General features: G+C 44.3%; 19 protein-coding genes. 11 read left to right on the top strand and 8 right to left on the bottom strand.

Annotated features, from left to right (window positions below):
• Window positions 1-147: 147 nt before the first annotated feature.
• A complete protein-coding gene (locus tag AAGA18_13335; protein ID MEM9446321.1) occupies window positions 148-423 on the bottom strand; it encodes an ATP-binding protein in 276 nt (91 codons plus the stop codon).
• On the opposite strand from AAGA18_13335, the gene AAGA18_13330 reads away from it, so the two are divergent.
• From AAGA18_13330 to AAGA18_13320, 3 genes are all read left to right on the top strand, one after another.
• Window positions 422-1,360: an FHA domain-containing protein gene (locus tag AAGA18_13330; protein MEM9446320.1), complete on the top strand. Its 939-nt coding sequence runs from the start codon at window positions 422-424 to the stop codon at window positions 1,358-1,360. The two genes, AAGA18_13335 and AAGA18_13330, sit on opposite strands and share 2 nt — an antisense overlap.
• A gap of 352 nt (window positions 1,361-1,712) precedes the next feature.
• Window positions 1,713-4,976, top strand: a complete 3,264-nt coding sequence (locus AAGA18_13325) for a hypothetical protein (protein ID MEM9446319.1) — start codon at window positions 1,713-1,715, stop codon at window positions 4,974-4,976.
• Window positions 4,977-5,124: 148 nt separating this feature from the next.
• A complete protein-coding gene (locus AAGA18_13320; protein ID MEM9446318.1) occupies window positions 5,125-5,619 on the top strand; it encodes a hypothetical protein in 495 nt (164 codons plus the stop codon).
• Between the two features lie 422 nt (window positions 5,620-6,041).
• Here the strand turns inward: AAGA18_13320 and AAGA18_13315 are convergent, their stop codons facing one another.
• The 4 genes from AAGA18_13315 to AAGA18_13300 form a co-directional block, all read right to left on the bottom strand.
• Window positions 6,042-6,938: an SPFH domain-containing protein gene (locus AAGA18_13315; GenBank protein MEM9446317.1), complete on the bottom strand. Its 897-nt coding sequence runs from the start codon at window positions 6,936-6,938 to the stop codon at window positions 6,042-6,044.
• Between the two features lie 16 nt (window positions 6,939-6,954).
• Window positions 6,955-7,950: an SPFH domain-containing protein gene (locus tag AAGA18_13310; GenBank protein MEM9446316.1), complete on the bottom strand. Its 996-nt coding sequence runs from the start codon at window positions 7,948-7,950 to the stop codon at window positions 6,955-6,957.
• Window positions 7,951-8,053: 103 nt separating this feature from the next.
• The gene (locus tag AAGA18_13305) at window positions 8,054-8,686 is read right to left on the bottom strand and encodes a putative metalloprotease CJM1_0395 family protein (GenBank protein MEM9446315.1); all 633 of its coding nucleotides are present in this window, start codon (window positions 8,684-8,686) and stop codon (window positions 8,054-8,056) included.
• A 73-nt stretch (window positions 8,687-8,759) separates the two neighbouring features.
• Window positions 8,760-8,957, bottom strand: a complete 198-nt coding sequence (locus AAGA18_13300) for a hypothetical protein (GenBank protein MEM9446314.1) — start codon at window positions 8,955-8,957, stop codon at window positions 8,760-8,762.
• A 235-nt stretch (window positions 8,958-9,192) separates the two neighbouring features.
• Between AAGA18_13300 and AAGA18_13295 the strand changes: the two genes are divergently transcribed.
• The 4 genes from AAGA18_13295 to AAGA18_13280 all read left to right on the top strand — a co-directional run bounded on the left by AAGA18_13295 (window position 9,193) and on the right by AAGA18_13280 (window position 13,389).
• Window positions 9,193-9,864, top strand: a complete 672-nt coding sequence (locus AAGA18_13295) for an HAD-IA family hydrolase (GenBank protein ID MEM9446313.1) — start codon at window positions 9,193-9,195, stop codon at window positions 9,862-9,864.
• A 116-nt stretch (window positions 9,865-9,980) separates the two neighbouring features.
• Window positions 9,981-10,724, top strand: a complete 744-nt coding sequence (locus AAGA18_13290; protein ID MEM9446312.1) for a succinate dehydrogenase cytochrome b subunit — start codon at window positions 9,981-9,983, stop codon at window positions 10,722-10,724.
• A 2-nt stretch (window positions 10,725-10,726) separates the two neighbouring features.
• Entirely contained in the window at window positions 10,727-12,640 is a 1,914-nt protein-coding gene (locus AAGA18_13285) for a fumarate reductase/succinate dehydrogenase flavoprotein subunit (protein MEM9446311.1), read from the top strand.
• Complete coding sequence (locus tag AAGA18_13280) at window positions 12,640-13,389, top strand: succinate dehydrogenase/fumarate reductase iron-sulfur subunit (protein ID MEM9446310.1); 750 nt, start codon at window positions 12,640-12,642, stop codon at window positions 13,387-13,389. Before AAGA18_13285 ends, AAGA18_13280 begins: the two co-directional genes overlap by 1 nt.
• Here the strand turns inward: AAGA18_13280 and AAGA18_13275 are convergent.
• The 3 genes from AAGA18_13275 to AAGA18_13265 form a co-directional block, all read right to left on the bottom strand.
• Entirely contained in the window at window positions 13,384-13,869 is a 486-nt protein-coding gene (locus AAGA18_13275) for a TRASH domain-containing protein (protein ID MEM9446309.1), read from the bottom strand. The two genes, AAGA18_13280 and AAGA18_13275, sit on opposite strands and share 6 nt — an antisense overlap.
• Window positions 13,870-14,049: 180 nt before the next feature.
• The gene (locus AAGA18_13270) at window positions 14,050-14,880 is read right to left on the bottom strand and encodes a TatD family hydrolase (GenBank protein MEM9446308.1); all 831 of its coding nucleotides are present in this window, start codon (window positions 14,878-14,880) and stop codon (window positions 14,050-14,052) included.
• Window positions 14,881-14,905: 25 nt separating this feature from the next.
• Entirely contained in the window at window positions 14,906-15,427 is a 522-nt protein-coding gene (locus AAGA18_13265) for a hypothetical protein (GenBank protein MEM9446307.1), read from the bottom strand.
• A 299-nt stretch (window positions 15,428-15,726) separates the two neighbouring features.
• Here AAGA18_13265 and AAGA18_13260 point away from each other — a divergent pair, with 299 nt between their 5' ends.
• The 4 genes from AAGA18_13260 to AAGA18_13245 all read left to right on the top strand — a co-directional run bounded on the left by AAGA18_13260 (window position 15,727) and on the right by AAGA18_13245 (window position 18,455).
• The gene (locus tag AAGA18_13260; protein ID MEM9446306.1) at window positions 15,727-16,122 is read left to right on the top strand and encodes a RidA family protein; all 396 of its coding nucleotides are present in this window, start codon (window positions 15,727-15,729) and stop codon (window positions 16,120-16,122) included.
• 31 nt (window positions 16,123-16,153) lie between these two features.
• Complete coding sequence (gene pyrE / locus AAGA18_13255) at window positions 16,154-16,720, top strand: orotate phosphoribosyltransferase (GenBank protein MEM9446305.1); 567 nt, start codon at window positions 16,154-16,156, stop codon at window positions 16,718-16,720.
• Window positions 16,721-16,807: 87 nt separating this feature from the next.
• Window positions 16,808-17,797 carry a malate dehydrogenase gene (locus AAGA18_13250; GenBank protein ID MEM9446304.1) on the top strand — a complete coding sequence of 330 codons (990 nt, stop codon included), beginning with the start codon at window positions 16,808-16,810 and terminating at the stop codon, window positions 17,795-17,797.
• Window positions 17,798-17,927: 130 nt separating this feature from the next.
• Entirely contained in the window at window positions 17,928-18,455 is a 528-nt protein-coding gene (locus tag AAGA18_13245) for a GNAT family N-acetyltransferase (protein ID MEM9446303.1), read from the top strand.
• Window positions 18,456-18,589 lie beyond the last annotated feature (134 nt).

Here is an 18,589-nt window from a genome sequence, read left to right as displayed (position 1 = left end):
TTCTCCTTGGGCATCGTCACTCTGCCCAAGACATCGGTCTTTAGTATGATCGTTTTCTCTTCTGCCATAGTTGCCAGCATCATAACTCCTATGATATCTATGACTCCAACCACTTCAAACGGTGCGTTGCATGACGTTTACGATCAGTTAATCTGACCCGGCCTTTTTCTTTTCCTTTAGGCGGAAACTTTGTCCTTTGATGTTTAGGGCTGTAGAACGGTGAAGGAGTCTATCGAGAGCCGCACTAGCCATAGCAGCATCTTCGCAGAAGACATCAGCCCAATGACTAAAAGCTTTGTTGCTGGTGAGGATAATAGCTCGGCCAACGCCTGTTTCTAGAGATAATAATTTAAAATTTAGATTTTTTTGACGAATTATATATGTAAAACGTAGAGCTTTATTTATGGTAGGACAGGAACTCATGCAGCACATTCGTTTTGCAGGTAGTAGCGAAAAAACCGGCTGCTTACGCGTGAAAAGTACTCAAGGAGATGATGCTGGTGAAATATATTTTACCAAAGGATTAATTACTCATACTTTTACTCAGAATTTGTGCCACAAGATGGCAATTCTCGATATGCTCACTTGGGAAAGTCCAGAAATTAGTTGGGTACCGGAAATTGTTTCCAATCGGGTTAGATGCAATATTGAAACCAAAGACATATTGGATGAGTTTACTAGCCTTCAAGGATCATTTGACCGAAAAGAGGATCTACTAAGCTATGTTGACCAGTTAACATCCAAACATGTTTCACTTCCAAGGGAGACCATGGCATTCTCCATAGGTAAATCGAGATCCTTGGGTCTTACTAAGGTTTATCTTCAAATTGAAAACACACATTTAGAGGGTACAAGCTTTGAGTTAGGGCTTGGTCGAGTGATAATTGGGTCTGACGCTGAGCTTTCCCAATTAGTTATAGATCACGATTCTATTTCAAAGCGCCACTGCTCTATTACTGTAAGTAAAGACAGCATTAAAATTGAAGATATAGGATCTAAGAATGGGATATATTACAATAACAAATTGGTAGGCGAAATTTATTTAACACCGGGAGACTTTGTCCTGATTGGTTGTGTCCAATTGCAATTGCTTTCCACCATGTCAGTTCCTAGAGCAGACTCTAAAATTAAGGAAGCTTTCTCAAACGTAGAGGAACCTATGAAGGCTACTCTGCCAGATGGTGAGCTAGGTGCAAGTGAGACAAATCCGCAGCTTGAAGACACTGTAAATATTCCTGTCGATTTTACTACTAGGTTGATCCGAACTATGGCAAAGCGCCATTCGATTCACGGTGTCAATGCTTTCAATTGGAGGTTGTCATCCCCAGAGAAAAGCCAACGCCAGAATGAGAGTGAATAGCAAAAAATATCTTTAGTTATATATATTTTTTAGAGGCTATGGTTTCTTGCGATTAGAAAACAGAGGTTCAAGAAGACGGAATGGCCTCTGTGATTAGCCAACACCTCTTCTAGGCTCAGCCGCAATGAAGTGATAGATTGAAGTAGTTCGTTTATTAGGATCTTTGTTGCCCCTTTTTTTTATTCTAGGCTGCACTTTTTGGCTGCGAAATAGCCAGAACAGGGACATTTATTTATCTGATTGTGCAGGTTTGTGTTTACAAAATTGAAGAGAATAATGCTACCTGTATCTATTTAAAGATGTAATCTAACAAAAAGTATGTTTTACTATTATTGGAATTATAGACGTTGGCATGAAAATATATGTTATAAGCCTATTGATTAGCTCTGCATACAGTTTTTCAGGCGTGTATGCGCGACCTTATTCCTCACTTGTTTATCCTGGAGCAGAGGAAAAGCTTGTTTATGCAGGCTACGCTAATCATGGTCAGGCTTCCAAAGAGAATCGAATGATGGACTTCTCCACTGTTGGATACAAGGGTGGCGGAGTTGCTATCCCCTGGGTTCCTGTTGTCAAGGTTTTGGATCCTGAGCCTGGCAATGGTAACGATTATAAGAGAATCCAAGCAGCCATAGATGAACTCAGTGCTATGCCACTATCATCTGCGGGTTTCCGTGGAGCTTTGTTACTTCGAGCGGGGTCTTATAAAGTGTCAAAAACACTCAGGATTAAGGCGAGTGGCATTGTTATTCGAGGCGAAGGGCAAGGCCCTGATGGGACCGTGATGACGAAATCAGGCAATGTGAAAGAAGATTTTTTTGCGGTAACTGGGAATGGTGGTTGGGTAGAGATTCGTGGGACTAGTTCGGGGATTTCGGATGCTTTTGTTCCGAGCGGTTCTCGTTCATTTAATGTGGATTCTTCAGCAGCTTATCGTGTCGGAGATAGGATCATCGTTCGCAGAACACCTAACCAAGCATGGATTGATATTTTAGAGATGGGACCCTATGGGTGGACTCCGTCCGGATATAGGAGCAACAGCCCGCGAATGATCACAGCTATAAATGGCAATAGGATAACAGTCAACGCCCCTCTGACCAATGCAATAGAGGCTCAGTATGGAGGCGGTAGTATTTATAAATATCACTTTGAGGATGCAGTAAAGCAAGTAGGTATTGAACGTTTGAGACTCAAGTCATCTTTCACAAGTGACACGGACGAGGCTCATGCCTGGAACGCTATTAAGTTTGAGCGAACGGAGCACGCGTGGGTTCGGCAGGTTACAGGTATGCATTTCAGTCATAGTTTGGTTGAGGTGGCCAATGCCAGTCAATATGTCACGGTTGAGGATTGCGCGTTTTTAGATCCCAAGTCGGAAATAGTAGGGGGTAGGCGTTATCCATTCTATGTCGATGACGCATGTTATGTCTTGATTCAAAGATGTTATAGTGAGGAGGGTCGACACGATTATGTAACTGGTTCGAGAACTCCTGGGCCGGTTGTGTTCGTTGACAGTCTGGCAAAAAATACTTACTCCGATAGTGGCCCCCATCACCGATATTCGGAGGGACATCTCTACGATAATATTAAAGAGGGTGAGTTGCATATGCAAAACCGTAAAAGTTCTGGGTCAGGTCACGGGTGGGCGGGGGCGCAAATCGTTTTTTGGAATTGTGAGGCTGAAAGCCTCATTTGCGACACACCGAAGGCAGCCATGAATTTTGCTATCGGCTGTGTTGGTAAGCGTCGTGAAGGTATATGGGCTCCAGAAGCACCCGCAGGATTTTGGGAATCTCATAACACGCCAGTAACTCCTCGCAGTTTGTATTACAAGCAATTAGAAGACCGACTAGGTTTTCATGCGGTCAAAAGAATTATAACAAATGAACAGCGCCAGGGGCCTATCTGGGATAGCCTGGCTGCTTGGTCAGGAGATGGGGATCCTCCATGGTTGCCGGAGTTCTTCCCTGTTCAAGTAGATGCTGGGGAAGATTTTGAGTTTATGTTTTGTGAGGAAAATGAGTTACATGCCACGGTTCTTTACCCACTGCCATCCAACTACCCTACAACATCAAAATGGACTTTAGTAAGCGGGCCTGAATCTGTGACAATTATGGATCCAAAGGAACAGTCTACCCGTTTCATTTGCCGTGAATCTGGAACTTATGTCTTTCGATATACTTTTAAACAGGTCGATCATACTGACCCGCAGAATAAAATTACTTATAGAGGATCTGGCACAGTAAGAGTCACGGTTCCTATTGCGGAAGTCAACCGCGTTACTGGATCTAAATTAAATCCAAAGAACTTCAGCTCACTTGGAGCGATCACATCCTCCACACCTGCTATTACTTTTGACACAGATAGCCTTAAAATGACAGGGGGACTAACGGGTTTGGGAGAACTTGCTGCAAATTCCGATTGTTCAACGATAGCTATTTTTTCATTTGAAGATGTAAATTTTGCGACAGAACCTCATATCATCGGATCACGCCCCTTAATCATCATGTCGAAAAAGGACATGTTGATTGACACCATCATCACTGTCGAAGGAGCAAAAGGTTCCCATGCGGCACATGGTATAGGAGTGGCAGGGGGCGGTAACGGAGGGGATGCCAATCGTCCTGATTCAACGGGTTACCCATTTGATGGGCAAGGTCTTGGAGGAAGCTCTGGTAACAGAACAGGTCGTGATGATATATCATCTGCTGGTGGAGGTTTCGGTGGAGCTGGAGGGGATAGTTCCTTTGAAGGGGGTGTTGCATACGGGGAGCCACATCTGACAACTCTAATGGGTGGAAGTGGTGCTGGTGGATCACGCAATAAAGGGGGAGGTGCTGGAGGTGGCGCTATTGGACTTGTCGCGCAAGATCATCTTGAAGTGTCTGTCGCTAGTCAAATTATTGCTAGAGGCGGAGATGGCGCTTCGAGTTCAAATCAACTAACATCTGGTGGTGGCAGCGGGGGAGCCATCCTTTTGCGTGGAAAAACAGTAGAAATAAAAGGCTTGCTTAATGCTGAAGGAGGCGATGGGGGTGATGCCAGTGGTGGTCAGCTAAACGGCGGTGGTGGCGGCGGTGGTCGTATTGCTGTTTATTATCATCAATCATATGACGCAAGCGGTTCAATCATTACGGTCAAAGGTGGGCAATCTAACGGGGTTAATAATACTGGTGAAGATGGTTTTGATGGAACGGTTTATTTTGGCTTGGATGATGCTGGAAAGGCGGACCAGTGGTTAATGAGCGAAACAGGTTTGTTGGAAGTGTCTCCTATAGATTGGCAAACAGATTTTGATGGTGATGGCTTGGCAGCAAAACTGGAGTATGCCTTAGGTGGCTCGACAGCAAGCGATGATAGCCATCTCATTCCCAGTCTTCATTTGGTGGGGAGTGAGCTGTATCATTTTAGGTTTAATCGACGTCAAACTGGCATTGATCTGAATGATTATATCGTGGAAATTTCTACAACTCTGCAAGAAGATGACTGGAGTCCTGTGCGAATAGATGAGTCTTTGACAACACAGATAAGTGATCCTGAAGGTTACCAACAGGTGGTTGCACCTGTTCTTGTAAATGATAACAAAGCTATATTTGTTCGCTTACATGTGCGCTAGATACATTCTAACCTGGTTGGGTAAAATCCGAATGATGCCATAGAGACTTAAAGATCAGAGCAAGATCTTAATCCCTAGAAATCTAAAGGCTGCTAGAGCTTTCACCTATTGAGATCCATATCTTTAACTTATCAAGTTTGGTGATCCGGTGGTTTTTTTCGGCAAATTGGAGGGTAGAGAGTTGGGTTGTGCCAATCAATCCTCGGATGTTCAAGCATCCCTCTTGTGGTATCCGATTATTGACTTCTCAACGTTAGTGAAGGAGGCAGAGGCACTAGGATTTGAAATAAATACACGAAGAGAATCTTCTTACATGGGGTTTGATGTAGACGGAAAAACCAATAAAGTGAAACTAGTAAATTCTACAACCTATATAGACAAAGGTGACGGAGCATTTTTTGTTCAGGCAGGTCTAGAAGATGATGTTATACCCTATACACAATGCAGAAATTTTTTTAAAAAACTTAAAAAGGCTTTTAAAAGTGCAGATGAGTTCAGAGGAACTACCGATGAGTTCTTTGCCAGTATTAGTTTTAGAAAAAAAGCTACTCTAGCACTTTTGAGGGGGTTGGCCGTGCAGGAGGCAGAGTCCCTCCCAGTCAGCGTTTTTGGGATACGGAGGCAAATTTTCAAGTGCAGCTAGCTTTCTTTGACAGGTACTTGAATAAAAAAGAAAGAATCCCTTGGTGATAGTCTTTGAAATGATGATGGAAAAGACAGAATGCAATAGATGAGATTTAGGGCGGACGAATACTTCTTCATCGATTCTCCTTCCTTGTGGCTCAATCTTTTACGCATCTCTTCTATGACATTGTCCGGGTTCAATAGAATCTATTGTAAATAGTAGCCATTGGCGTGTTAGACACTCTAGTGCGCCGATGGCCTTTTACGAATCTATATGGTAAGTGATTGGCCTGTAAATAGAGACATAGCAACCTCATCCTAACCCTCTAATCAGGTTGACTATCAGCATGCTTCTATTAGAGGTCTGAGCGATGACCCTAATGACTTTGGGTAACTTGAATGACTCTAGGGCTATTCATCGCATAGCATTCTTGGTGATGGCTAGGCAGGCTTGCTTGAGGCCAAGAGCTGCGAGAGTAAGCCGCTTTTTTGCTCTGGAGGCACAAGTGTGAGGTCCACTTCACCGGAGAGCATTTTTTCAGTTTCTAGGATTTCAAACATCGCGTCCATGATCTCGTTGTCCTGGGCGATTTCCTGCAATGCGACACCGACAAGGTAAGGGCGCATGGCGCGAGCGCGGGCAAATTCCGCAGCTGCTTCACGTTCGGCGGTGCTTTTAATGACATCCACTTGGTTGGCACCCATTTGACGAATCGCTGAGGTGACTTGCCGCAGGCGGTTCACAACTTTCTGTTCAATTTGGCGAAGCATTTCTAGATCGCGGAAATGAACTTTTCGGATATAGACTGAGCCAAGTCGATAGCCCCAAGCTTCTGTCTTGGGTGTCACTTCATCACGAACCAAACGACTCATTGCATGCCGGTCCTGCATCAAGGTCTCCAAAGGCATGTTGCTCAAGCAGCGGACGGTGGCATTACTTAGGTTTGCCCTTAAGGAACCTCTAGGGTCCGTATTTTTGAAGAGGTAAGCGACGGGATCGCTGACTTTCATTTCATACCAAAGGCCTATGCCCATAGGTGTTCCTTCTTCTGAATTGACGGACTGAGAGCGGAGGTATTCTTGATCGAGACGATGGTCAATTTCATGAACTTGCCCAAATAATCCAACGAGGAAGGCATGAAAGCCGAGCTTAGTAGGCAGGATATGGAGTCCAGGCTCATCAATAACTGTGATCACTTTACCAAAGAGGATGAAGACTTTGCTTTTGCATTCATCAACAATGGTGTAGAAGCCCAGGGCTTTGCCGATGCCCAAAATTATGGGAACAACTAAAAAGCATAGAATGAATGTTCCTAGGGCAACGGGTATTATTAGCATATCAGAGTCCCTTTACTTATTCTTTCATGTCCAAAATGATGCGTCGTGCTCTTTGGTAGAGGTCCAGGCGAACATTGCGTAGGTAAGCTGGGATGGCGTCTTTCCCACTATCCTTGAGTTGTTTTAATTGTTCAGCAAGCCAGCGTAAGGGTTGCACTTCCGCCTCGGCACGCATCGTTTGGATTTCCACTGCTTTTTTGGATTCGACAATTCGTTGGTCTGCAAAAGCGTTGGCAACGCTAATGTCAGAGGATACTTCGTTATTAGCGGTATTGATGGCGGCAAGTGCGGAGTCGATTTCTGAGGGTGGGTCAATTCCTGTGATCAAAGATGCGTCTAGGATAATACCATAGCGCGCTGCCGATGAGAGACATTCTTGATCCATTTGCTCGTTAAGTAGGTTAAGGTTCTTGCGTAGATCATTAATGGAGATGCCTTCCAGGTCAATGCCTTCCGGTGCAGGCTGGTCTTCTGCAAGGGGGAGTGAGTCTTTGGCAGGGGCCTCAAAGTTGGCTATACGTTCACGCAGGATAGATACAAAATAACCTAGAATGTGTGCGACTGGATTCTTTACTCCAAACAGATACGCATAAAGATTTCGCTCGGAGATGGCATAGCGCAGTTGGCCTGAGATGCCAATATTTAGCTGATCCTTGGTGACAGCTTCCAGAATAGTGCCCCCACTGTTTGCTTGCGGTGTAATGGGATCATAGGCCAGGTTGGCTGTTTCAATGGCTATGGAAACTTTGTGAACTTTTTGCCAGGGCAGTTTGAAATGAGCCCCCGGACCAACGACGCGGACTTGGGGGTAGCAGTAGCGCTCGCGATCACTTTGGGGTAGGTGTTCGCAAACAGGATCATCAAGCGTCGTCTTGCCGAGAACTCTTTCTGCTCTGCCAAAGGTAGTGATAACAGCCCGTTCATTTTGTTCGAGTGTGTAGAAGCCCGAAATGACGCAACGAACTAGGAGGTAGAGTAAGCTACCTATGGAGATGCCCAAGCATATCTCAATAATCGGCACATCAAATTACTTAGCCGAGCCTGGTTTAATGACAAGTGAAATTTAGGATCTATTGGCCAAATTTCAAACGAGAATGATGAAGCGGTAATGGGCTCTACGCTAATAAGCTAAAAGAAGGTTGGTTCTCTTTCGGATCAAAACTTTGATCATAAAGTTTCTGCAGAGTTTCACTTAGGCTAGGTAGAGAGTTAGAGCGGTTATTAGATGAGGATCCTGATTCATTTTCTTCTTTTTCCTCACGCTTTTTCTCCCGTATTTCAGTGGCAGCTTGTGCCTCCATCTGAGCTGCTTGAGCTGCTACGGCGCTGTCTTGTGGGGAGGGTTCCGCTGGTGCTGTGGCGGCAGCTTGGATTACCCGTGCCTTCTCGAGTGTCTTTTCCGGGGTGCTTTCTGGAGACGTGTCGATCCGAACTTCTCCACCTATAGCGTAGGATTTACCATCTGGTCCGGTTTGGTAGGTGTAAATGGGTCCTCCTCGGGCATAGGCCCCAGCTGCGCTGACATGAGCTTGTTCGTGTGCTCGAACTTCCCGGTCACGTTGCTTTAGCTTCTCGACGAGCTTTTTTTCTTCGGGACTGAGCTCTCCTGGACGAAGTTCTGATGATGAAATAGAGATTCTTGGCATCTGAGCAGAAGCGGAATTTTGTGAATTGGGAATATTTCCCTGATTCCCATAGCGCAGAGTATAAGCGCTAAAGACATCTTGTCCTATGCCTGAGATTTCCATATCTACCTGAGATATCGGACTCCGAGACCTTGATCTTAGTCGGAAGCAATTATTCTCATCTATGAGGCTTTTACTAAGAAGTAATCACTCGGTAAAGTAATCTGGGGTCTGAAATGCCATGAGAGACTTGATAGCCGCAACGGTTTTCTAGGAAGTCCTCAAGAGTCATCCAGCGATCATCCACCATGATTTTCTTGGTCCAAGCGCAAATCAAAAGGGTGGGCTTCTCTTCTTTTATCTGACTGTACTTGTTTTTTCGTTTGCTATACATAATTCCTATCCTTCCCAAAGAAAATTTATCGACAAACTAATCAACTGCATTAGCAAAAAAATATGGAAAAAGTTATTTAGACTATTGATAAGCAATGACTTAGGTTAAAAAAACGAACAATCTGAATGCTCATGACTATAAAGATATAGTAAAAATATTTTGAATGGAGCCAAGGCAGCAATATATCCGGGAACTTCTTTAGTTGAAAAGTATAGTCAATGATGGCTAAGTCAAGATGGTGATAAAATTTATTTTCTTCGATGCTGGGGGCACTTTATTGAGAACTGCCAGAAAGGTAGGGGTCATCTATGCAGAGGTTGCGAGCCATTATGGTTGGCAAGGTGATGGTGAATTTCTGCACCGTTCCTTTATCCATACCTGGAAGCAGATGAAACCTCGTGATCCCCAAGAAGGGGCCAGAGTCATGGATGATAAGGGCTGGTGGAAAGAGGTCGTTAGAAGAACGTGGTCAGTTTATCCGCAGATGCCACAGGATTTCCCTTTTGATGACTATTTTGAGGAGGTATATACACTATTTGAGAGAGCAGATTTGTGGAGACTTTTCCCAGAAGTGGAGGAAACGTTACAGCGTTTGAAGAGCAAAGGGATGTCTTGCGGCGTATTATCCAATTGGGATAGGCGCCTTAGGGCCATTTTGGATGGCCTTGCCCTGAGCCCATATTTCGAGCAAATTATTATTTCTAGCGAAGTTGGGGTTGAGAAGCCTCATCCCATGATTTTTCAGTTGGCACAAAAGCGAGTTCATTTCAAGCCAGAAGAGATCGTTCTCATTGGTGATGATGAATATTTTGATGGCGCGGCTAGGAATCAAGGATGGCATGCAGAAATTGTAGAGAGGCCAGAGAAATCCTTAGATTTAATATTAGAGAAATTGTTAATAATATAAGTATTATTTATTTCCTGCGCCTACTGGGCATTAGATTTTGACACTCTCGCTTTTAGCCCTTTTATTATAAGTAGAGATTAATAACAACGTAAGTTTTATAAAGATTTATTTATTTTATGACAGTAGTAACTAGACTGTTTACGACGTCAATTGGTAAAAAATTGATCATGGGAGTTACCGGAATGGCGCTCTGTGGTTTTGTTTTTATTCATATGATAGGTAACACACTTATCTTTTTTGGACAAGACACGATCAATCATTATGCGGCTAATGTTTTACGTTTTATCCCGGAAGCGCTATGGTTATTTCGAGTTGGGCTTCTCACCTGCGCTATACTGCATATATGGATGGCTATCTCGCTATCAATTGAGAATAAAAAAGCCCGTCCTAAGGAATATTTGGATAAAAAGCCCCTTACGGCAACATTAGCTTCAAGAACTATGTCTTTAACTGGAATCGTCATTTCAGTTTTTATTATTTTTCATATTCTTCATTTTACGACGCGCAATGTACCAGCTATCTCAACGACTCTGGAAGGTGAATCTTTTAATGACTTGCATGCGGATTTACACGGACAACAGGTTCATGATGTCTACACAATGGTGGAAAAAGCTTTCCAAAAACCTTGGGTTGTTGGTTTTTACATCGTTAGCATGGCTTTGGTTGCTTGGCACTTGAGCCATGGGTTCCAGAGTTTTTTTCAGTCACTCGGTTTAAAAGGTCGGGGATACCAGGTCATCATTGATCATGGAGGGACGGTATTTGCCTGGGTGATTTTTGTGGGGATGAGTTCTGTGCCAATTGCAGTGATCACAGGGACGCATCAAATTTTGTTTAGCTTAATAGGAGTGGGACATTAATTATGAATCTAGATGCAAAAATACCAGAGGGTCCATTGTCGGAGAAATGGAGCAGCTATAAACGCAATGTTAAGTTAGTAGCTCCTAACAATAAGCGGAAATATGAAATCATCATTGTAGGCTCTGGGCTAGCTGGAGCTTCAGCGGCAGCTTCACTGGGTGAGCTTGGCTATCATGTTAAATGTTTTTGTTATCAGGACAGTGCTCGTCGCGCGCATAGTATTGCTGCTCAAGGCGGTATTAATGCGGCAAAAAATTATCAAAATGACGGCGACAGTGTTTGGCGTTTATTTTACGACACGATTAAGGGTGGTGATTTCCGAGCCAGGGAAGCAAATGTGCATCGTTTAGCGGAGGTAAGCACCAACATCATTGATCAATGCGCAGCCCAAGGCGTTCCTTTTGCAAGAGAATATGGTGGGACTCTGGCGAACCGTTCTTTTGGAGGTGCCCAGGTTTCTCGAACTTTTTATGCGAGAGGTCAAACAGGACAACAATTACTATTAGGAGCTTACCAGGCTTTATCACGGCAGATTGGCTTAGGCTCAGTAAAAATGTATGAGCGCACAGAAATGCTGGATGTCGTTCTAGTAGATGGAAAGGCCAAGGGTATTGTTGTTCGGAATATGGTGACGGGTGAGATCAGCACTCACGTAGCTAATGCGGTAGTGCTTTGCACAGGTGGTTATGGCAACTGCTGGTATCTCTCAACTAACGCAATCGGTTGCAATGTAACAGCAGCCTGGCGTGCCCACAAACGGGGAGCTTTATTCGCTAATCCCTGTTATGCGCAAATTCACCCAACATGCATTCCTGTCTCAGGTGATTATCAATCCAAGTTGACCTTGATGTCAGAGTCATTGCGCAATGATGGACGCGTTTGGGTTCCTAAGAAAGCTGAAGACGCCAAGAAAGATCCCCGTGACATCGCTGAAGAGGATCGAGATTATTATTTGGAAAGGAAATATCCGAGCTATGGCAACCTTGCTCCGCGTGATATTTCGTCTCGCTCTGCCCAGGAGGTTTGCGATGAAGGTCGTGGAGTCGGTAAGACTGGACTTGGAGTGTATTTAGACTTTGGTGATGCCATTAACCGACTTGGTAGGCATACGATTGAGGAGCGTTATGGCAATCTCTTTGATATGTACAAGGAGATCACCGGTGAATTGGCTTACGAGAAGCCCATGAGAATCTTCCCTGCCATTCATTACACGATGGGAGGACTCTGGGTTGATTATGAACTCATGACGACCGTTCCCGGTTTGTATGCAGCAGGTGAGGCTAATTTTTCAGATCACGGTGCTAATCGCTTAGGTGCTAGTGCTTTGATGCAAGGGTTAGCAGATGGTTATTTTGTTCTACCCTACACTATAGGACGCTTTTTAGCGGAGGAAGGTGCCGCGAGGCCTTCTGGTGATGAGGATGAATTCAAGGAAGCGGCTCAGTCCGTTAGGGATTATAACCAAAAGATTCTCAATATTAAGGGGAAGCAAACCGTTCGTGATATTCACAGACGGCTCGGTCAAATCATGTGGAATAAATGTGGTATGTCTCGCAATAAGTCAGGCTTAAAGGAAGCGGTACAAGAGATACCGCAACTGCGCGAAGAATTTTGGAGCGATGTACATGTTCCAGGAACCGGAGAGGAGCTCAATCAACAATTAGAAAAAGCAGGTCGAGTGGCGGACTTTTTAGAGCTGGGCGAATTGATATGCCGCGATGCTCTAGATCGTGAAGAATCTTGCGGTGGACACTTCCGCTCAGAGCATCAAACAGAGGAGGGTGAAGCCCTCAGACATGATGATCAGTTCGCTTATGTCTCTGCATGGGAATATGGAAACGGTCGAGGCCCGAAGCTACACAAAGAGGATTTAAAATACGAAGAAGTGAAGATGGTCACAAGGAGCTATAAGTAATGAATATCAAACTTAAGATCTGGCGCCAAAAGAATCGAGATACCGAAGGGCAGTTTGAAACCTATGAAGTTAAGAATATACACTCTGATATGTCTTTTTTGGAGATGCTAGATGTGGCCAATGAGCAACTTATTCATGAAGGTGTAGAGCCTATCAACTTCGACCATGATTGCCGTGAGGGTATTTGTGGAGCCTGTTCATTAGTGATTAACGGAGAGCCACATGGCCCTGAAAAAAAGGTCACGACCTGTCAGACTTACATGAGGAGTTTTGAAGAAGGTGAAACCATTGTGGTAGAGCCATTTCGCTCTCATGCCTTCCCCGTCTTAAGGGATGTGATGGTGGACCGCTCCTCCTTTGAGCGGGTCATTCGATCAGGAGGGTTTATTTCAGTGGCAACGGGTGCAGCTCCAGATGCAAATGCCATTCCTATTTCTAAAGAGATTGCAGATGAGTCCATGGATGCTGCAGCCTGTATTGGATGTGGTGCTTGCGTGGCCAGCTGCAAAAATTCTTCCGCTATGCTTTTTGTTTCAGCCAAGGCTGCACATCTTAATCTCATGCCACAGGGTAAAGCTGAGAAAAGTCGCCGTGTTCTTAACATGGTAGATACCATGGATTCCGAAGGCTTTGGTAACTGTTCGAACACTTATGCTTGTGAAGCAGCTTGCCCAAAAGGAATCAGTGTTAATTTCATCAATCAGTTGAATAGAGATTACGCGCTAGCTGCTTTGACCAATAAGTTATGAATTATTTTTATAAGCTTCTTGGAGCATTGTTTGGTAGGTTTCAGGGTCTTTCCTTAAGTCTTCAGCACATATTTTACAGCAAGTAAGAAATAAATTGTTGTTATTATCGATGGTTTTGACCAATTCACCTTTTACAAGGGGCTCTTGAGAAATAAGGCATTCCTTGAATGGGTAGGATTCTTTTTGCTGGGCAATGACTGCGGCATCCAGCATGGCTAGACCTTTGGTGGGATTTTTTTCAAATGTGTCATCGCAACTCTTGCAGCAAAAATGAATTTCCCGTCCTTGGTATCGATAGACAAAAGGATCATCTTTAGAGCCAAGCTTATTCGTGGTGATGACACAGATGGTTAATGGATATTCTCCAATTTTTTTGTTAATCTGCTCAGGTTTGAGTTTTGTTTTTTCAGCAGAGTGCAGAGAGGTAATAGCCAGGCAAACAAGGATACCTGCTATGATAAATGATTCTAATCGTTTCATGTTTTTGTCCTTTCATTCATTTGATGTCTCGAAGTGCAAAAGCAAATAACTCGAGTCTTAATTAAGGCATAAAATAACATAGGAAACGTACCCCTAAAAATAGGGGCTGCAAGAGGTCACATGTCTTCCATTCCGTTTCGGCTATTGCTTAAACTCGAACAATGCCTTAGATGGAATTTTTCATCGATGATGGCTCGCAGTTAAAGGCTGACCAATGGGTTTAAAAAAACTTTTAGCTGTTTGAAACGTTTGTTGGATTACTTCTTCAATTGTTATTTGACGTAAATCCGCAATTTTCTGAGCAATGAGAGCGGTATACGCGGGTTCACAACGTTTACCTCTGTAAGGCACCGGGGCTAAGAAAGGGCTATCTGTTTCAAGCATGTATTTATTTGCTGGAACTTGAGCAGCAGTGTTTTGGCAATCCACTGCTTTCTTGAACGTGACAATACCAGTGAAGGAGACGAGGTGACCAAGATCTATGACTTCTTGAGCCTGTTGAAGGGTTCCTCCAAAGCAGTGAAAGACACCGCGGAACTTACCCGTGTAGCGTTTGATTTGTTTGAGAACGGGTTCCCACGAGTCGCGCTGGTGGATGATCATATTTTTCTGGTGACTACAAGCCAGTTCTAGTTGAGCTTGGAAGATGTCGATCTGTTTAGACTTAAGGCTGCCGATATCAGTTTCTGGATTACGTTCTTTTAATTTGTGGTGATCGAGGCCGCATTCTCCAATGGCTAAAACCTTTGGGTGACTGAGCAACTGTTCGATTTCCTGGAGATCTTCCAATACGCTATCATTTGCATCACAGGGGTGGATGCCTACGGTGGCATAGACTGATGGGAACTGTTCTGCGATTTCCACACAGCGCCTGCTGGAGTTGAGATCTGTTGCGATGGTAATGAGTTTTTCAACTTTAGCGTGATGGGCGTTTTCAATGACGCGCTTAAGCTCATCACTTGGGGTATTGAAATCAGGGAAATCCAGATGACAGTGTGTATCAATGAGCATAGCTAAAAAGGTAAAGGGGGAGAAATTATGAAGAGCAAAGCCCTTTATGCTGGTCAGTCCACTTGTGTAGTTCAATGAGGAAAAGAAATAGTTGAGAAGGGTCTGTAGAGACACGGTTGAGTTGAGCACGAAAACGGGTGAGGTCATCTTTGCTCTGAGGGTGTTGTTGCTCAATGAGGGAAAAAAGCTTCTCCATATTTTGGATTTGTGCTGGCGTGGGAGGTTCTTCTGTATTTTGAAGAAGTGCGCAGCTTTCTCTGAGTTGCTCAAATGGATTGTCAGAAAGTTTGATCTTTGGAACAAAGGTATCTTTGACCGAAGCTTTGGCTTTTGTGAAGTCCTCTACTTTAGGGATCATGCTTTGAGCTCGCTCTAGAAAAGATGGCTGAGGCTCTGCGGCTTGGGGCTCAGGATCTTCGTCAAACTTCTTACTCAGTCTTTTAACACGATCCCGCATAAATTTAACACCGAAAACAATGGAGGCGGTGAAGCCGATAGCAGACATGATGGTGATTGTATAAACGAGGGCTGGGGATACTTCGTTCATTTAATTATTTTTACAAATTCTTAGCCGAGCATAGGCGGAATAGCTCAAACTGTTCATTTACACTAATTTCGGACTACATACCGTGCAATTAAATATTTTGTGTTTAGGACGCATCCAATAACTTCTTTTATTGAGCAAGTGCAGGAGAAGTTTCTTAGAAAAAATCAGAAATATTCCTTATTCTCAGGGGTATTGGCTTGGACTGCTAACGTTGCAGAGGTTTCATTTTTTGTAGTTTCCTTTTGATAAGCAGCGCATGATTTCTCATTGCTAGGTGTCTATCACTGGCCTATACCGAGATGTTCATGGCTACAGAAAAGAGAGTAATAGCAACGGAGAATGCACCTCAAGCGATCGGTCCTTATTCTCAGGCTGTTTGTTGGGATAGCCTGATTTTTTGCTCTGGGCAAATTCCTCTAGATGCTAAATCAGGCGAGCTGGTTAAGGGAGGTGTCAAAGAACAGACCAAACAGGTGCTTGAAAACTTAGGCCAAGTATTAGCTGCTGCGGGAGCAAGATGGAACCAAGTGCTCAAGACAACTATATATTTGCAATCTATGAGTGATTTCCCGGTTGTAAATGAGGTGTATGGCGGGTTTTTTAGTGAGCCTTATCCAGCAAGAGCTACCGTTGAAGTTGGGGCTTTACCCAAAGGAGCTTTGGTTGAGATTGAGGCAGTGGCCTTCAAACATTAAGAGTAAATAGAGAGGAACACGAGGTGGATTGATGGATGCAAATGAGGTCCTAGCGAAGTTTAAAGAGACTAAAGCACTATTAGAGGGGCATTTTATTCTACGTTCGGGATTGCGTAGTCGTCAGTATTTCCAGTGTGCAGGTTTGTTACAGCATCCTGTGATCGCTGCTGATATATGCTCGGCCTTAGCGGAACGCGCAAAGATCTATGAGATAGATACGGTCGTTTCTCCTGCCATGGGAGGCATTCTTGTAGGACATGAGGTAGCTAGAAATCTGAACAAAAGACACATATTTGCGGAAAAGCAGGACGGCAAGTTGGTTATGCGGCGCTTTCGTGTGAATCCCGGGGAACGTTTCTTGGTTGCTGAAGATGTGGTAACGACCGGTAGCGCTGTGAAGGAAACCTGTGAGGTTGTTCGATCTCTGGGGGGTGTCGTCGTCGGTATTGTTGTGATTGTAGATAGAAGCGGTGACGTGTCGCCAGATTTTGGTGCTCCTTATGAGAGTTTGCTGCGATTGAATGTTGAGACATTTCATCCAGATCAGCTGCCAGAGGACTTAAAATCTATACCCGCAGTCAAGCCCGGTAGTGTTTAGGATCTACTGGCTTGAGAAAGAAGAAACCACGTTTTGTGCGCGATTGGCGTTGTCATGAGGTTTTCTTGTGGTTAGACTATTAATTATATGTCCGAAAAGAAACCGATAAGAGTAGCAGTGACCGGTGCAGCAGGCCAGATAGGCTATTCGCTGCTTTTTAGAATCGCTTCTGGATCCATGTTTGGTCCAGATCAGCCAGTAGCTTTAAATCTGATTGAAATTCCTCCTGCTGAAGAAGCTTTACAAGGCGTTGTCATGGAATTGGACGACTGCGCTTTTCCATTACTCAAAGATATGGTTCCCACTGTAGATCTAAACGAAGGGTTCAAAGATGTCAGTTGGGCTCTATTGGTAGGTAGTGTTCCTCGTAAACAAGGCATGGAGCGCAAAGATTTGCTCGGTATCAATGGCAAAATTTTTGTCGGTCAAGGGCAGGCCATAGAAAAAAATGCAGCTTCAGACGTTCGCACGCTAGTCGTGGGAAATCCTTGTAATACAAATTGCTGGATCGCTAAGGAAAGCGCCAAATCGATTCCAGCTGACCGCTGGTTTGCGATGACTCGCTTGGACGAAAACCGAGCTAAGGCGCAGTTAGCTTCCAAGGCAGGTGTTCATGTTTCGGAAGTTACCAATATGGCGATTTGGGGTAATCACTCCGCTACGCAATACCCCAATTTCTACGATGCTAAGATTAGCGGCAAGCCTGTCACCGAAGTAATTTCTGATGAATCTTGGTTAAAAGGGGAGTTTATTTCTACGGTTCAGCAAAGAGGTGCGGCTATCATTAAGGCAAGAGGAGCTTCTTCTGCCGCGAGTGCCGCAAGTGCAGTGGTTGATACCGTAAAATCTCTTACTACGCCTACAGCTGATGGAGATTGGACCAGTGTGGCAATCTCATCGGATGGAAGCTACGGAGCAGAGGAAGGCCTAATGGTTTCCTATCCCATCACGTCAGATGGGTCTGCATGGCAAGTGGTCAAAGATCTAGAGGTGAATGACTTTAGCAAAGAGAAAATTGCGGCAACCCTTAAGGAGCTTGGTGAAGAGAAGGCCGCGGTTAAAGATCTTTTAAGTTGAATTTATTCGGAACTGTAAAAAATTGCTCTGGTTTTGCCTGTAGTTTTTAGCTCGCATGGTTAACAAATCATCAGAATACTCTTATTTATTACCTTGCTATCTGATATTTTTATAGATATGCATCTTCATCATGTTTGGCATTAAGTGGGTCAAGTATACTTGGGTTTTGGATCATCTGCCCGATGATTCGCCGAAGATGGAGCGGAAATTGGAACTTCGTATTGTCGGAAAAGAAGATCGCCCTCGTATTTGGAAAACGCTGGAGTCGACTCACCGCATGGATCATGGGTGGAATACCGCTTTAGAACAAAGAATGGCCGACCTGAAAAAGGTAGTTGATGCAGGTATTGACTCAAAAAAGGTTACTTTTCTCTCTCTGGAAGATGGTTCTCATATGCTAGGTCTGAGTGCTATCTATTTTGAAGAGGAGAGCGAGCGTCAACTATTGACTGGAGTGTGTATTCAAGATGAATATCGCTGCCGTGGGGCAGGAACCTGGTTGCTTTATCAGAGTCTACACCGCTTAGCTGAAGAGGGCCTGAAAAAGGCCTCAGTTATCACTAGGAAAGATACTGTGGCAGACCGCTTTCTCTACGGCAAATTTAAGGGACAATCAGAGGATGTGGAATCCTATGAAATACCTAAATCTCTCGCCTAGAAATTTTCCAGAAGGCCCACATAGCTGGGTGGGAACAGTGCCTTAGGGTCACGGTAGTCTGCAGTAGAGACGCTTTATCTTGCACGAAGACTGCCAAGTGCTCCCAATTTTACAACGAATGCGAAACTCGCGAT

The sequence above is a fragment of the Verrucomicrobiota bacterium genome, from assembly GCA_039192515.1.
Taxonomy (GTDB): domain Bacteria; phylum Verrucomicrobiota; class Verrucomicrobiia; order Methylacidiphilales; family JBCCWR01; genus JBCCWR01.
The sequence above is the reverse complement of the archived record's forward strand: the minus strand, read 5'-3'. Positions and strand labels throughout refer to the sequence as shown.